Source organism: Jannaschia formosa, assembly GCF_003340555.1.
GTDB classification, from domain to species: domain Bacteria; phylum Pseudomonadota; class Alphaproteobacteria; order Rhodobacterales; family Rhodobacteraceae; genus Jannaschia; species Jannaschia formosa.
On record NZ_QPLJ01000014.1, the window covers coordinates 25,755 to 39,979 of the forward strand.

General features: G+C 71.9%; 10 protein-coding genes. 4 read left to right on the forward strand and 6 right to left on the reverse strand.

Annotated elements, in window-relative coordinates; translation table 11 throughout:
* Nucleotides 1–602: 602 nt before the first annotated feature.
* Nucleotides 603–2,213: a coiled-coil domain-containing protein gene (locus DR046_RS14490; protein WP_115383114.1), complete on the reverse strand. Its 1,611-nt coding sequence runs from the start codon at nt 2,211–2,213 to the stop codon at nt 603–605.
* Nucleotides 2,214–2,343: 130 nt separating this feature from the next.
* On the opposite strand from DR046_RS14490, the gene prfB reads away from it, so the two are divergent.
* On the forward strand, nt 2,344–3,462 hold the full coding sequence (gene prfB / locus DR046_RS14495; protein ID WP_115383115.1) for a peptide chain release factor 2: 1,119 nt from the start codon (nt 2,344–2,346) through the stop codon (nt 3,460–3,462).
* A gap of 196 nt (nt 3,463–3,658) precedes the next feature.
* On the opposite strand, the gene DR046_RS14500 is transcribed toward prfB, so the two are convergent.
* The 5 genes from DR046_RS14500 to DR046_RS14520 all read right to left on the reverse strand — a co-directional run bounded on the left by DR046_RS14500 (nt 3,659) and on the right by DR046_RS14520 (nt 8,391).
* Complete coding sequence (locus DR046_RS14500) at nt 3,659–5,014, reverse strand: glycosyltransferase (RefSeq protein WP_167767124.1); 1,356 nt, start codon at nt 5,012–5,014, stop codon at nt 3,659–3,661.
* A 19-nt stretch (nt 5,015–5,033) separates the two neighbouring features.
* On the reverse strand, nt 5,034–5,567 hold the full coding sequence (locus DR046_RS14505) for a bactofilin family protein (protein WP_115383117.1): 534 nt from the start codon (nt 5,565–5,567) through the stop codon (nt 5,034–5,036).
* On the reverse strand, nt 5,557–6,888 hold the full coding sequence (locus DR046_RS14510) for a M23 family metallopeptidase (RefSeq protein WP_115383118.1): 1,332 nt from the start codon (nt 6,886–6,888) through the stop codon (nt 5,557–5,559). The genes DR046_RS14505 and DR046_RS14510 overlap by 11 nt, the downstream gene beginning before the upstream one ends.
* Before the next feature lie 209 nt (nt 6,889–7,097).
* Entirely contained in the window at nt 7,098–7,907 is an 810-nt protein-coding gene (locus DR046_RS14515; RefSeq protein ID WP_115383119.1) for a ferritin-like domain-containing protein, read from the reverse strand.
* 19 nt (nt 7,908–7,926) lie between these two features.
* Nucleotides 7,927–8,391 carry a peroxiredoxin gene (locus DR046_RS14520; protein ID WP_115383120.1) on the reverse strand — a complete coding sequence of 155 codons (465 nt, stop codon included), beginning with the start codon at nt 8,389–8,391 and terminating at the stop codon, nt 7,927–7,929.
* Nucleotides 8,392–8,482: 91 nt separating this feature from the next.
* On the opposite strand from DR046_RS14520, the gene DR046_RS14525 reads away from it, so the two are divergent.
* The 3 genes from DR046_RS14525 to DR046_RS14535 all read left to right on the forward strand — a co-directional run bounded on the left by DR046_RS14525 (nt 8,483) and on the right by DR046_RS14535 (nt 14,213).
* A complete protein-coding gene (locus DR046_RS14525; RefSeq protein ID WP_115383121.1) occupies nt 8,483–11,764 on the forward strand; it encodes an AsmA-like C-terminal region-containing protein in 3,282 nt (1,093 codons plus the stop codon).
* A gap of 9 nt (nt 11,765–11,773) precedes the next feature.
* Entirely contained in the window at nt 11,774–12,838 is a 1,065-nt protein-coding gene (queA, locus tag DR046_RS14530) for a tRNA preQ1(34) S-adenosylmethionine ribosyltransferase-isomerase QueA (protein ID WP_115383122.1), read from the forward strand.
* 112 nt (nt 12,839–12,950) lie between these two features.
* Entirely contained in the window at nt 12,951–14,213 is a 1,263-nt protein-coding gene (locus tag DR046_RS14535) for an MFS transporter (RefSeq protein ID WP_115383123.1), read from the forward strand.
* The last annotated feature ends 12 nt before the right edge of the window (nt 14,214–14,225 follow it).

Here is a 14,225-nt window from a genome sequence, read left to right on the forward strand (position 1 = left end):
GCCAATCCTCTGAAGCCCCAAGGGAGGTCGCAGCCCAGTTCGTGCCTCGGAAGAGGCTTCGATGGTCGCCGATATTCGCTGCTCCCTCCAAGACAGGACCTCCGTACGTTCCTTGCCAAAACGCGAGCCCGGCGGGCTGTGCAGGCGAGCTCGCCCACCCACCAGGCGGGCCCGCGTCCTGAGCAGCATAGAGATGCAGTCATTCAATGCCAGCCGTCTAGGCCCTTGCGCGGAAGCCGCGACATCGGCGGGTCATGCCGGGCGATGGCCTCGCGCTCCTGCCGGGCCACCGGCGCAGGGGTGCCGAAGGGAACGACGTTCGCGTCGGGCCTGTCGCGGGCGAGGAAGCGCCCGCCTTTGGCCTGATGGGTCAGCAGGAAGTCGGCGTCGCGACTGCGACGGGCGAGCCTGGAGGCGAGAGTGGTGCCGGCGAGCCGCGCGGGGGGACAGCGCCTTCGCCCGATCCGGTGTTCCCTAGGTCGGGGCGGCTGCGACGCATCCCGCGTCGACGGCCCCAAAACGAGAAGGACCGGCGCCTTGCGGGCGCCGGTCCTCCTCATCGTCGGGCAGAGCGGCCCGGGCAGGGCCGCCCGAAGCCGGGTTCATTCCGCCGCGAAGACCGTATCGGCCAGGACGTCGCAGCCGCCGCTCTCGGGGTTGGCGAGCTCGAACCCGTCGTCGGTGACCGTCAGTTCGCAGCTCAGCGGGAAGCCGATCGCCGCCGCTGCCTCGCCCTCGACATCGGCCAGGATAAGAACCCCATCCTCGACCGACCAGGTGCCCGTGGCGCTCTCGCCGCGTGCCTGGTTGGTCATCTCGAAGCTCCCGTCGTCGGCGAAGGTGAAGGACAGGTCGTCCATCACATAGGTGCCAGCCTGAAGCTGCGCGGTCCCGGCGAGCGCCGGTTCGGCCGCGGTCGGGTCCGGGGTCGTCCCGGCGACGAAGCCGCCCTGCGGCGCGGCTCCTTCGGGGGCGACGAACAGGGCACCGGCCTGGCCGCCGCCGATGACGCCTTGCGGGGCCTCGGGCGCGGCCGCCTCTTCCTGCTCGACGATCGCGTCGGTTCCTTCCGGCTCCGGCGGCACGATGACCGCGATCTCCGGCGCGGCCTCGGCGCCCGGCTCGGTTTCCCCGGCCCCGGCGGTGCCGGAGGACTCGCCTTCGGACGTCGCCTCCGCCGCTTCGGAACCGCTCGCCGCGGCTGTCGTCATGGCCTGCTCGACGCGCTGCTCGATCGCGGCCAGTTCCTCGGACCGGCTCGACAGAAGGTTGGTCACGTCGGTCAGTTCGGTCTGGATCGCCTCGCGCTGCGCGGAGGCGTTGTCGACGTCCGTCTGCAGAACGTCGCGGCGCTCGGTCAGGTCGGCGAGCTCCGTCTCGACCGTGTTCCGGCGTTCCTCCAGCGAGGCGACGGTGTCCTCCATCTCGACCATGCGGGCCTCAAGCTCCGCCTCGGCGGCGCGGGCTTCCTGGGCACGGGCCTCGGCCTGCGCCAGTTCCTCGGTGATGGTCGCAGCCTCGGATTGCAGCTCGGACAGGGTCTCGCGCAGCGCGGCTTCCGTGCTGCGGGCCTCTTCCAGCCGGCCTCCGACGGCTTCCAGCTCCTCGGTCTGGGAGATGATCGCCTGCTCGATCTCGGCCAGGCGGGCTTCGTCGGCGGCGCGCTGCTCGGTCAGCGCCTCGGCCTCGCTGCGCAGGGCTTGGGTCGCGCTGCGCTGCTGGTCGAGTTCCGCAACGACAAGCTCCAGCTCCGCCTCGGCGCTCTCGGTCTCGGACAGGGCCACGTCCCGACGCTCGGTCAGGATGGCGAGATCGGCCTCGAAATCGGCGCGCGCGGTGTCGAGATTGGCGGCCAACTCGGCAAGCTGCGCCTCGTAGTCGCCTGCGGTCGCGTCGCGCTGGGCAGCCAGCTCGGCCAGCTCGGCCTCGAACTGGGCCTGCGACTCGCCGCGCTGCGCCTCGATCTCGGCCAGCGCGCCGTCGGCATCGGCCAGGCGCAACTCGATATCCGTCAACTCGCCCGAGGCCGCCTCAAGTGCGGCCATCGCCTCTGCGACCTGCTCCCGCTCCAGCTCGGCGGCGCGCAACTGCTCCATCGTGCTTCGGCCGGTCACCGCGAAGTAGACCATGCCGATCAGCGCGAGCAGCGCCAAGGCCCCCAGTCCCAGCGTGAGGCCGCTGACCCCACCCGATCCTCTGTCATTTGCGCTCATCTCGACCTCTCCGTTCACGATCAGGATTCAGTTAGCTCTTTCCCCCGAACGCGCAACGGCGGGGTGAAGGTCCCCACCTTGTCGCGCCGCTCCGCCCGGTCTAGGTGCGGGCCGAAGAAGGAGAGGTCAGATGCGCGCCGAGGTTCAGAACAATATCGAGGCGATACGGAAGTCGGTCGCGCTGCTCAAGCAGCGCATCGGCTGGGAGACCGCCGCGCATCGGCTGGAGGAATTCAACGCGATGATCGAGGATCCGACCCTCTGGGACGATCCTGCCCGCGCGCAGAAGCTGATGCGCGACCGCCAGGCCCTGATGGACGGCATCGAGAGCATCGAGGCGCTGGAACGCGACGCCTCCGACAATGCCGAGATGATCGAGCTGGGCGAGATGGAGGACGACCAGGAAGTCGTCGCCGAGGCCGAGGCCGCCATCGCGAAGCTGGTCGACAAGGCCGCCGAGAAGGAGCTGGAGGCGCTGCTCGACGGCGAGGCGGACGGCAACGACACCTTCCTCGAGATCAACGCGGGCGCCGGTGGGACCGAGGCCTGCGACTGGGCCGAGATGCTGCAGCGGATGTATGTCCGCTGGGCCAAGTCCCGCGGCTTCGAGGCGGAGCTTCAGTCGGAAGAGGCTGGGTCCGAGGCGGGCATCAAGTCGGCCTCCTACAAGATCAGCGGCAAGAACGCCTATGGCTGGCTCAAGTCCGAGAGCGGCGTGCACCGGCTGGTGCGGATCTCGCCCTTCGGCAAGGGCACGCGCGAGACCTCGTTCGCGAGCGTCTGGGTCTATCCGGTGGTCGACGACAACATCGAGATCGAGGTGAACCCCTCCGACATCCGGATCGACACCTACCGATCCTCCGGCGCGGGCGGGCAGCACGTCAACACGACCGACTCGGCGGTTCGGATCACCCACCTGCCGACCGGGATCGTGACGACCTCGTCGGAGAAGTCCCAGCACCAGAACCGCGACATCGCCATGAAGGCGCTGAAGTCGCGGCTCTATCAGATGGAACTGGACCGCCGGAACGCGGACATCAACGCCGCGCACGAGGCCAAGGGCGACGCGGGCTGGGGCAACCAGATCAGGTCCTACGTGCTGCAGCCCTACCAGATGGTGAAGGACCTGCGCACGGGCTACGAGACCTCGGACACGGGCGGGGTGCTCGACGGGGATCTCGACGGGCTGATGGCCTCGGTGCTGGCCTCGGACGCCTCCGGCAAGTCGCGCTCCGAGGCGGCGGGGTAGGTCGGGCGGGCGGCAGAGCGGTCGTTCCTGCACGAAGACGGCACCGCCACCCTGGCCCGGCGATCCGGCGAGGCCCGAAGCCGCCTCGACACGGCCGCAAGCAAGCACGCCGCTCGAGAACCGGATACCCGGCGCCGTGGCCTGCCGAGGTGCCGACGTCCTCGCCCGGAGGCTCAGGACACGGTCGCGGTCCTGGTCACGACGCCAGCACGATCCGCTGGAGGTGGCGCGCGGCCTGCGCTGCGCCGTCCTCCTCGGTCAGCGCCGTGCCGCGCTGTGCCGCCGCGTTCCAGTCGTAGCGCTGCAGGAAGTCGACCAGAAGCCGCGCCCCGGCCTCGGCGGTGAAGTCGCGCACCGGCATCGTCACCGCCGCCCCCATCCGCACCAGCCGCGCGGCATTGTCGGGCTGGTCGCCGCCCACCGGCAGCACCAGTTGCGGCCGTCCGGAGCGCAGCGCCTCCGCCGTCGTCCCGATTCCGCCATGATGGACCACTGCGGCCGCGAGCGGGAAGAGCGGCGCATGCGCCGCGTAGCGCAGGGGCAGCAGGTCTGGGGCGGAGGGGGCAGGGGTCTCGCCATGCAGCAGCACCGCGCGCAGGCCCATCGCCCGGGCCATCTTGGCGGCCTCGTCCCAGAAGTCCTCGCGCCCCAGCCCCTGCGCGATCGAGCCGAGCGTCACGACCAGAGGGGGCGGGCCCCCGGCGATCCAGTCGCGGACCTCCTTAGGCAGATCGCCCTCGGGCGCGGGCGGAAAGCCCGTCAGTTCCAGCCCCGAGGGCCCGTCGGGCGGCAGGGGCGAGAACCGTGCCGACCAGAGGCCCAGCCGCGCCGGAACCTCGGCCCCGTGGTCCAGAAGCGGCGTGCCGGGCTGCCGGGGCAGGCCGAGATTGCGCCGCACCCGCGTCAGGTCGCGCCCGTGGCGCGCCCGCAGCACGGACTTCGCCGCGAGGATCACGAAGCAGTTCCAGCCGAGGCGCAGCCCTCCGCGCGCCGGCCGGGTCAGACGGAACGGCCCGCCGCTCGGCGGGTCCGAGGGCGCCATCACCATGTAGGGCTGCAGGATCAGCGGCACATACGGCAGCCCCGTCATCTCGGCGGCGAGCGATCCGGCCAGTGCGAAGGTCGTCCCCGCGACGCAGCCCGCCCCGTCGCAGAGCGTCGCGATCTCGCGCGCCATCCCGGGCAGGAGAGGCATAAGCGCATCGCGGATGAGCGGGCTCGGGTCCTTCAGCACGGCCGCCGCGATCTGGTCGCGGCTGAGCCCCAGCGCCTCGCACATCTCCGCCTCGGAGGGGCCGACCGGCGTGGCCAGGAGGCCCCAGCGGCGCGCCATGTCGCAATCGTCGGGCGAGAGCGCGAGCCGAGGCTCGATCCCCCGCGCCTCCAGCGCACGCGCGACCGAGAGGACCGGATAGAGATCGCCGAGCGAGCCGATCGTGGTCAGGACCACGGCCTCCCGGCGGCCGTCGGGGATGCGGCCGGTCAGGCCCGGAAGACGACGAACCCCGCTCCACTCCAGGGGCGGGGTCCGGGTCGCGTCGGGTTCCTTCATCGGCGGGTGCCGCCGGGCTTCAGCCCTTGGGGGCCTCGGCCTTCGGCGCAGCGCTCGACCCGCCGGCATGGCCGCCGGACTTGCCGCCCAGCGGGTCTTCCTGGCGCTGGACCGCGCCCTCGAAATGGGCGCCGGATTCGATCGCGATGGTCTTGTGGATGATGTCGCCCTCGACACGCGCGGTCGAGGTGAGGCGCACCTTCAGGCCCCGCACCCGGCCCACGACGCGGCCGTTGACGACGATGTCGTCGGCGACGACCTCACCGCGGACGATGGCACCCTCGCCGACCGTCAGCAGGTGGGCGTGGATGTTGCCCTCGATATTGCCTTCGACCTGGATGTCGCCGGTGGTGGTGATGTCGCCCTTGATCGTCAGGTCGTTCGACAGGGTCGATGCGGCGACCTTCGGCTTCGGTGCGGACATTCCGGACCCCATTTCCATCCCGGCGGGCTTCGACGGCGGCTGCGACGGCTGGGACCCTGCGGGCGTGCCGGGCTGCTTGGGCTTTTCGGCGTCGCCGCCGGGCTGGTTCAGCTTGGATTTAGAAAACATCTGCGCCTGCGTTCAAGAAGGTGACTGGGTTCAGGGCCTTGCCTCCCCGGCGGATCTCGTAGTGGAGATGCACGCCGGTAGACCGTCCAGTGGTTCCCATACCACCGATGCGCTGCCCACGCGAGACCCTTTGGCCGACGCTGACATCGATGGAATTCAGATGCGCGTAGCGGGTTTCGAACCCCATCGGATGCTGGATCTTGACCAGCTTGCCGTATCCGGACTGCCAGCCCGCATGGACGACGGTGCCCGCCGCCGTCGCCTCGATGTCCGAACCCCGTCCACCGGCGAAGTCGAGCCCGGAATGCATCCGCCCCCAGCGCGGGCCGAAGCCCGAGGTGCGGCGGTGCGGGCCGGGCACGGGATGCGCCAGCGGCAGGCTCTCGGCGGCGATGCGGTAGAGCTCCACCTCCTCCAGCCGGTCGAGCAGGCGGTTGGCGCGGGCCGTGTCCTCGTCGGGGATGCCCGAGGCGTCGCCGCGGGTCGAGACGATGACCGGCTCCAGCGGGCCGCCCTGGCCGGAATAGCCGCGGCGGACCTGCTCCAGGATGGCGTCGGTCGAGATGCCGGAGCGCGAGAAGACCTTGTCCAGCGGCTCCAGCGAGACCTCCACGGCCTCCTCGAGGCGGCGGAAGATCTGGTCGTTGCGGGCCTCCATGGCCTCGGCCATGGCCTGCATGCGGTCGATCTGGCCGTCGGCGCCGGCGGCAAGGGCCCGGGCGCTGTCGCGCTCCTCGACGGTCGCGCCCAGCGCCTCGGTCAGCGCGGCGGCGGTGACGGCGGCGTCGGCATGCAGGCGTTCGGCGCGGGCGGCGGCTTCGGGCGCGTCCTCCAGCTTGGCCATCACGGCCTCGACCTGGTCGCGCGCCTCGTTGCGCTCGGCCACGGTGCGGCGCAGCGTGCGCTGGATCACTTCGATCCCGGTCTCGAGCTCGCGGGTGCGCTGCTCGGAGGCGAGCAGTTCCTCCTGCATCTTCGAGACCTCGTCGAGCGCGGTGTAGAAGCGGGTCAGCGCCTCCTCGGCATCCCGGGCGCGGGCATCGCGCTCGGAGGCGAGCGCGCCGAGCCGCGATTCGTAGGCGGCCTGGGCGTTGGCGGCCTGCTCGCGCGAGGAGTTGGAGCTGATCGCGCCGATCAGGAAGAAGGCGGTCACGACCGCCGTCCAGCCGACCAGCAGCGCGCCGCCGGTCAGGATGCCGGCCTGGGTCGCGGGACGAAGGCGTACGAAGCGCGTGCCGTCATCGGATTTCAGAAAGAGACGTTGCTCGGGTAGATACCGCTCAAGCCGTCCGTTCAGCTTGTCCGACAGGCGCTGCTTCAAACTCCCGTCTCCCTATTTCCTGTGGCCGCACGGAGGCTGAAGTCGCCCTGCCGTGACGTGACCGTTCCCCTTGCCACGGCTCGATGTCCCCCGAATCCGTGCTCCGGTGTCTGTGACATGCGATGGCGGGTCGGGCAACCGACGGTCACGGAAGCGGCCCTCTCGTGCAGATTTTGCGCAGAATCCTGCCGATCGGGGAGAGCCCGCCTTCAGGGCGCTTCGGTCAAAGGCCAATAGAAATCAGGAGGTAAACCGGCCTCGGCGCGCTTTTCCTCGTTGAAGGGCGGCTTGAGCGCGCCACGGAAATGCCGCCTCACGAGGTCGTGGAAGACGTCCTTCGGGTCGAGATCGTGGCGCCCGCAGAGGAAATGGAACCACTTCGAGCCATAGGCGACGTGCCCGACCTCCTCGGCATAGATCGTCTCCAGCGCGGCGACCGCGCGGTCGTCCCCGGCCTTCCGGAAGATGCCGATCATGCCGGGCGTGACGTCTAGACCGCGCGCCTCCAGCACCATCGGCACCACGGCGAGGCGCGCCATCAGGTCGCCGGCCGTGTCCTCGGCCGCGCGCCACATGCCGGCATGGGCGGGCAGGGCGCCGTAATGGCTGCCCTCCGCCTCCAGGCAGTCGGCCATCAGCCCCCAGTGCTTCGATTCCTCGTCGGCCGCGCGGACCCAGTCGTCGTGGAAGCCGGGCGGCATCGGGACATGGGCGAAGCGGGCGATGACGTCCCAGTGCAGGTCGACGGCGTTGAGCTCGATATGCGCGACGGCATGGAGCAGCGCGATGCGCCCCTCCGGCGTGCCGGGCCTGCGCCGCGGCACGTCGCGGGGGTCGAGCAGCTCCGGCTTGTCGGGACGCGCGGGACGGTCGGGTGGCCGTGCCGTCCCGACCAGCGGCAGCTCGCCCGCCGCGCGCGCCGCCTGCCAGGCCGCGGCGTGGCGGCGCGACAGCGCGGTCTTGGCGCGGGGATCCGCCGTCGCCAGCACCTCCACGGCCATCTGGGCGAGGGGCGTCATGCGGGGCCGACCCCGGACGTCACGCCTTCACCGCCTCGAGCACCGCCTCGGCATGGCCGTCGACCTTCACCTTGCGCCAGACCTGCTTCACCGTGCCGTCCGGCCCGATCAGGAAGGTCGCGCGCTCGATCCCCATGCTGGTCTTGCCGTACATGCTCTTCTCGACCCAGACGCCGTAATCCTCGCAGGTCGTGCCCCCCTCGTCGGAGGCCAGGATCACGCCCAGCTCGTGCTTGGCGACGAACTTGTCGTGTTTGGCGACGCTGTCCTTCGAGACGCCGATGATCGTGGCGCCCGCCGCCTCGAACTCGGGGGCGAGGCCGGTGAAGGCGATGGCCTCCTTGGTGCAGCCGGGCGTGTCGTCGCGCGGGTAGAAGTACAGGACGACCTGCCTGCCCTTCATCTCGGAGAGCGAGACCTCGCCGCCGCCGTCGCGGGGCAGGGTGAAATCGGGGGCGGGGCTTCCTGCGGTGATCTCGGACATGTGCGGTTCCTCGTTGCGGTGGCGCTGGACTTGGAACCCGGCCGGCCCCAGGTCAAGATGAACCCGCCCCGATCCGACAGCCGGAGCCGCGATGCCCCTCTCCCCCCGACGCCAGCTGGGCTGGCTGCGCCGGACGCTGCTGGCGCTGCTGCTGGTCGCGACGGGCCTCGCTGTCGGCACGGGCTACCGGCTGACGCGGGGCGCGATCCTGCTGCCCGGCTGGGTCGTGGCCGAAGTCGAGCGGCGCGCGACCGAGGGACTGGGCCCTGCGGCGCTGGCCATCGGGCGCGTCGCGCTGGCCTGGGATGTCGAGGACAACGTTCTGCGGCTCGGCGCGCGCGACCTGGTGCTGACGCGCGACGGCGCGGCGCTGGTCACGCTGCCGGAGGCGATGGTGACGCTGGATGGCAGCAGCCTTCTGCGCGGGCGGCTGCGGCCGCGCGACGTCGATCTCGCCGGACTCGCACTCGACGTGTCGCGCGATGCGGAGGGGCGCTTCTCGCTCCAGCTCGGCGCGGGCGTCGGCGCGCTGCCGCGCGATCCGGCCGAGGCGCTTGCGCTGCTCGACGGGCTGCTCGCCGCGCCGGCCATCGCGCGGCTCGACGCGGTGCGCGTCGAGGGGATCACCCTGCGGCTGAGCGACGCGATCACCGGGCTCTCGCAGGACGTGACCGACGGCACGCTCTCGATCACGCGCGAGGGCGGGACGGTCGATCTGACCCTCGCCACCCGCCTGCCGACCGGCCCGGGCCGCGCTTCGGACCTGTCGCTGCGGCTGACGCGCGGCGCGGGGGCCGAGGCCTCGGCCGCGCTCACCGACCTGCCGCTCGGCTACCTCGCCGAGGTGCTGCCCGAGGTTCCCGCCCTGCGGCTGGTGCGCGGGACGGTCTCGATCGAGGCGGGCGGCGAGATCGGGGCGGACGGGCGGCTCGGCCCCCTGTCCGGCCGCGCCGGCCTGCGCGACGCGGTGCTGACCGACCGCCCGGACCTGCGGCTCGACCGGGCGGCGCTGGCGTTGGACTGGGTGCCGGGCAGCGACCGGATCGCCCTTTCCGAGATCTCCGCCGGCTCGGAGGAGCTGTCGCTGCGCGCCGCAGGCCAGGTCATCCTGGAGGATGGCCCGACCGGCCCCGTCCAGCTGCAGCTGCGGCTGGGCGAGACCGTGCTCGACCCCGAGGGCCTGTTCGAGCGGCGCGTGGCCTTCGACCAGGGCGCGGTGGCGGTGCGGCTGACGCAGAGGCCGCTCGCGCTCCAGATCGGGCAGGCGATGGTCACCGGTCCCTCGGGCACCGCGCAGCTTTCGGGACAGGTCGCCTTCCCGCGCGAGGGGTTGCGCGGCGGATTGCGGCTGACCGTGCCCGAGATGCCGGTGGAGGACCTGAAGGCGCTCTGGCCGCCCGAGTTCCGCCCCGGCGCGCGCGGCTGGTTCACGCGCAACATGATCGGCGGCACCGCGACCGAGGCCACGGCCGTGCTGCGCTTCGCGCCCGGGACGCCGCCCGAGGTCCAGGCGAGCTTCGCCTATGCCGACGGCGCGGTCCGCTTCATGCAGCACATGCCGCCCGCCGAGGCGGCGGCAGGCGCCGCACAGTTCGACGGGCGCCGCTTCGTGCTGCGCATCGACAGCGCCGCCGTCCCGGCGCTGGGTCCGGGGCAGGCGGACGGGCCCGACGTGCCGCGGCTGGAGATCGGCGGCAGCACCTTCGTCATCCCCGACGCCACCGCGCAGCCGCAGATGGCCGAGCTGGTGCTGAACGCGGGCGGGGACATCGGCGACGTCCTGACCCTGCTCGACAACCCGCCCCTGCGCCTGCTGGAGCGGCTGGACAAGACCCGCGACCTCGCCTCCGGCCGGGGCGAGGCGCGGGTCGAGGTGGCACTGCCGCTGCGTCCGGGCAACGCGCCCGCCGATATCGACTGGGCGGTCGAGGCGGTCCTGCGTGACGTCGAGAGCGACCGGATCGTGCCGGGCCGGACGCTCAGGGCCGACCGCCTCTCGATGACGGCGACGCCCGAGGCCGTCGAGATCGGCGGCGCGCTCACCTTCGAGGGCATCCCCTTCGAGGGCACCTGGCGCCAGCCCCTTCCGCCGCCCGGAACCGCGCCGATGGTGCCCGGCGCGCCGCCGCCCCCCGGCCCGCCCGCGGGGCCGGGCACGGTGGCGGGCACGGCGCAGGTGACGCCCGAGGACCTCGCGCGGCTGGGCATCTCGCTCGCCGCGCTGGACCTGTCGGGCCGCACCCCGGCACAAATCGACGTCACGCTGGCGCGCGGGGCGCCGCCGCGCCTGACCGTCAGGTCCCGGCTGGACGGGATGCGCGTCGGCCTGTCCGCGATCTCCTGGTCGAAGCCCCCGGGCCGGCCCGCGGACTTCTCGCTGGAGGCGGATCTGGGCGCCGCGCCGGAGATCCGGCGCATCACGCTCGACGCCCCGGGGCTGGAGGCCACGGGCCGGATCGCGCTCCGCCCCGGCGGCGGGCTGGAGCGCGCGACCTTCGACCGTGTCGACACCGGCTGGTTCCGTGGCCCCCTGACGCTGACCGGACGGGGGCCGGGCGCGGCGCCGGCCATCTCGATCCGCGGCGGGCGCGCCGATCTCAGGCGTGCGCAACTGGCCGGAGGGGGCGGCGGCTCGGGCGGTGGGGGCAGCCCGCTCGACGTGGCGCTCGACAGCCTGACGATCACCGAGGGGATCGCCCTGACGGGCCTGCGGGCAACGTTGCGCGACGGCTCGGGCAGCTTCGCGGGGGCGATCAACGGCGGCACGCGGGTCGAGGGCATCGTCGTGCCGCAGCGGGGGGGCACCGCCGTGCAGGTCGAGGGCGGCGATGCGGGCGGCGTCCTGCGCTCTTCCGGGCTGTTCCGCGATGCGCGGGGCGGGCGCATCCAGCTGACGCTGCGGCCCACGGGGCGCGAGGGCGTCTATGACGGCGCGCTCCGGGTGGCCGACCTGCGGGTGCGAAACGCCCCGGCGCTCGCCTCGCTGCTGCAGACCCTGTCGGTCGTGGGCATCCTCGAGCAGCTGACCGGCGAGGGCCTCTTCTTCTCCTCCGTCGAGAGCGACTTCACCCTCCGCCCCGGCGACATCGTGGTCCGGCGGGCGAGCGCGGTGGGTCCGTCGATGTCCATCACTGCGGACGGGACCTACGACCTGCGCGACAAGGTGATGGACCTGGAGGGCGTCGTCTCGCCCATCTACGTGGTCAACGGCCTGTTCGGCGCACTGTTCTCGCGCCGCGACGAGGGGCTGTTCGGCTTCACCTACAGCCTGCGCGGCCCGGCCAGCGCCCCGCAGGTCGGCGTCAATCCGCTGTCGATCCTGACGCCCGGCGTGTTCCGCGAGATCTTTCGCAGGCCCCCGCCGGGAGGGTAAGGGCGCGGCATGAAACTCAGCGACTTCGACTTCCAGCTCCCAGAGGAGCTGATCGCCACGCGGCCCGCCGTGCCGCGCTCCTCCGCGCGGCTGATGGTGGTGGAGCCCGGGCGGATCTCGGACGACCGGGTGACCGACCTCGTTAACTGGCTGCGGCCGGGCGACCGGCTGGTCCTGAACGACACGAAGGTCATCCCGGCGCGGCTGACCGGGACCCGCCTGCGCGCGACCGCCGACGGTTCCGGCCGCGCGCGCTGCGAGTTCACCCTGACCGAGGCGCGGCCCGACGGGTCCTGGAAGGCGCTGGGCAAGCCCTTGCGCAAGCTGCGCCCGGGCGACCGGATCGAGTTCGGCGAAGGGTTGACCGCGACCGTGACCGACAAGGGCGAGACGGAGGTCGTGCTTGCCTTCGACAGCGCGAGCGGCGACCTGCAGGCCGCACTCGACGCGGCCGGGCAGATGCCTCTGCCGCCCTACATCGCGGCGAAGCGCGCGCCCGACGCCCGCGACCGCGAGGACTACCAGTCGATCTGGGCGCGCCATGCCGGCGCCGTGGCCGCGCCGACGGCCAGCCTGCATTTCGACGCGCCCCTGCTGGAGGCGCTGCGCGCCCGGGGCGTCGCCTTCTCGGAGGTGACGCTGCATGTCGGCGCGGGCACCTTCCTGCCGGTCAAGGTCGAGGACGTGACCACGCACCGGATGCATGCCGAATGGGGCAATGTGGATCCGGAGGTGGTCGAGGCGATCCGGGAAACGAAGGCGCAGGGCGGTCGGGTCATCCCAGTCGGGACCACCGCGCTGCGCCTGATCGAGACGGCGGCGCGCGGAGGCGCCATCGCGCCCTTCCGGGGCGAGACCGACATCTTCATCTATCCGGGCTTCGAGTTCCGCGTCGCCGACGGGCTCATCACCAATTTCCACCTGCCGCAGAGCACGCTCCTGATGCTGGTCAGCGCGATGATGGGGCGGGAGCGGATGCTCTCGGCCTATGCCCATGCGGTGCGGGAACGCTACCGGTTCTTCAGCTACGGCGACGCCTCGCTGCTTCTGCCGGGCGGCGGCGGGCGGGGGTGATCCGGCCCCGGCGCGGGGTCGCGAATGAAGTCCGCGGCTTCGGAAAGGGGATGGACCGGCGGGGGCCGCCCGCGTAGGCGCGGGCCGACACTTCGACCCGACGAGGCCCGTCATGCTGATCGTTCTGAGAAATTCCTGGGCATTGCTGCTCGGGATCACGCTCCTGATGCTGGGCAACGGCATCCAGGGCACGCTGCTCGGCGTGCGCGGCGAGATCGAGGGCTTCTCGACCGGCGCCATGTCGGTCGTGATGTCGTCCTATTTCGCGGGCTTCCTGCTCGGCTCGCAGCTGGTGCCGACGATGATCCGCCGCGTCGGCCATGTCCGTGTCTTCGCCGCGCTCGGCTCGCTGGCGAGCGCGGGGCTGGTCCTCTATCCGGCGATCGTCGACCCGATCGCCTGGACGGGCCTGCGCCTGCTGCTGGGGTTCTGCTTCTGCGGCGTCTACATCGTCGCCGAGAGCTGGCTCAACAACACCACCACCAACGAGACGCGGGGCCGGGCGCTGTCGCTCTACCTTATCGCGCAGATGGTCGGGATCGTGGCCGCGCAGGCGCTGTTCGCGCTGGGGGATGCGGCGGAATACGAGCTGTTCATCATCGTCTCGGTGCTGGTCAGCCTGGCCTTCGCGCCGATCCTGCTGTCGGCGACGCCGGTGCCGCCCTTCGAGACGGCCAAGGCGATGTCCTTCCGCACGCTCTATCATACCTCGCCGCTGGGCTTCGTCGGCATCTTCCTGCTGGGCGCCGTGTTCTCGGCGGTGTTCGGGATGGCGGGCGTCTACGGGGCGCTGGAGCGTCTGACGGCGCCGCAGATCGCGCTGTTCGTCTCGGCGATCTATGCGGGCGGGCTGGTGCTGCAATATCCGATCGGCTGGCTGTCGGACCGGATGGACCGGCGGCGGCTGGTCATCGTCCTGTCTTTCATCGGGCTGGCCGCCTGCGCACTGGGTTTCGCCGGTCTCGGCGGCTTTGTCGGCATCCTCGTCGCCGGGGCGCTTGTCGGGGGGATGGCGAACCCGCTCTATGGCCTGCTGCTGGCCTATACGAACGACTACCTCACGACGGACGACATGGCCGCTGCCTCGGCGCAACTGCTCTTCGTCAACGGGGTGGGGGCGATCGGGGGGCCGCTGATCACCGGCTGGCTGATGGGCTTCGTCGGTCCCGGCGGATTCTGGCTGTTCATCGGGGCGCAGATGGCGCTGCTGGCAGGCTATGCGCTATGGCGGATGACGCGTCGCAAGTCCACCGTGGTCGACGAGGCCGCGGCCTTCGTGCCCGTGGCGGGCGGTGCGGTGACGCCGGTGACGATGACGACCGTCGTCGACGAATGGGAAGAGCAGATCGCCGCCGACCGCGAGAACGCGGCCTGAGGAAGGGAACGA

Bases quoted from the DNA above. Each gene is read 5' to 3' on its own strand.
- DR046_RS14520 (WP_115383120.1), bottom strand. From the start codon at position 8,391: ATGTCCGAGATCACCGCAGGAAGCCCCGCCCCCGATTTCACCCTGCCC.
- DR046_RS14500 (WP_167767124.1), bottom strand. From the start codon at position 5,014: ATGAAGGAACCCGACGCGACCCGGACCCCGCCCCTGGAGTGGAGCGGG.
- DR046_RS14490 (WP_115383114.1), bottom strand. From the start codon at position 2,213: ATGAGCGCAAATGACAGAGGATCGGGTGGGGTCAGCGGCCTCACGCTG.
- DR046_RS14535 (WP_115383123.1), top strand. From the start codon at position 12,951: ATGCTGATCGTTCTGAGAAATTCCTGGGCATTGCTGCTCGGGATCACG.
- DR046_RS14515 (WP_115383119.1), bottom strand. From the start codon at position 7,907: ATGACGCCCCTCGCCCAGATGGCCGTGGAGGTGCTGGCGACGGCGGAT.
- queA (WP_115383122.1), top strand. From the start codon at position 11,774: ATGAAACTCAGCGACTTCGACTTCCAGCTCCCAGAGGAGCTGATCGCC.
- prfB (WP_115383115.1), top strand. From the start codon at position 2,344: ATGCGCGCCGAGGTTCAGAACAATATCGAGGCGATACGGAAGTCGGTC.
- DR046_RS14505 (WP_115383117.1), bottom strand. From the start codon at position 5,567: ATGTTTTCTAAATCCAAGCTGAACCAGCCCGGCGGCGACGCCGAAAAG.
- DR046_RS14525 (WP_115383121.1), top strand. From the start codon at position 8,483: ATGCCCCTCTCCCCCCGACGCCAGCTGGGCTGGCTGCGCCGGACGCTG.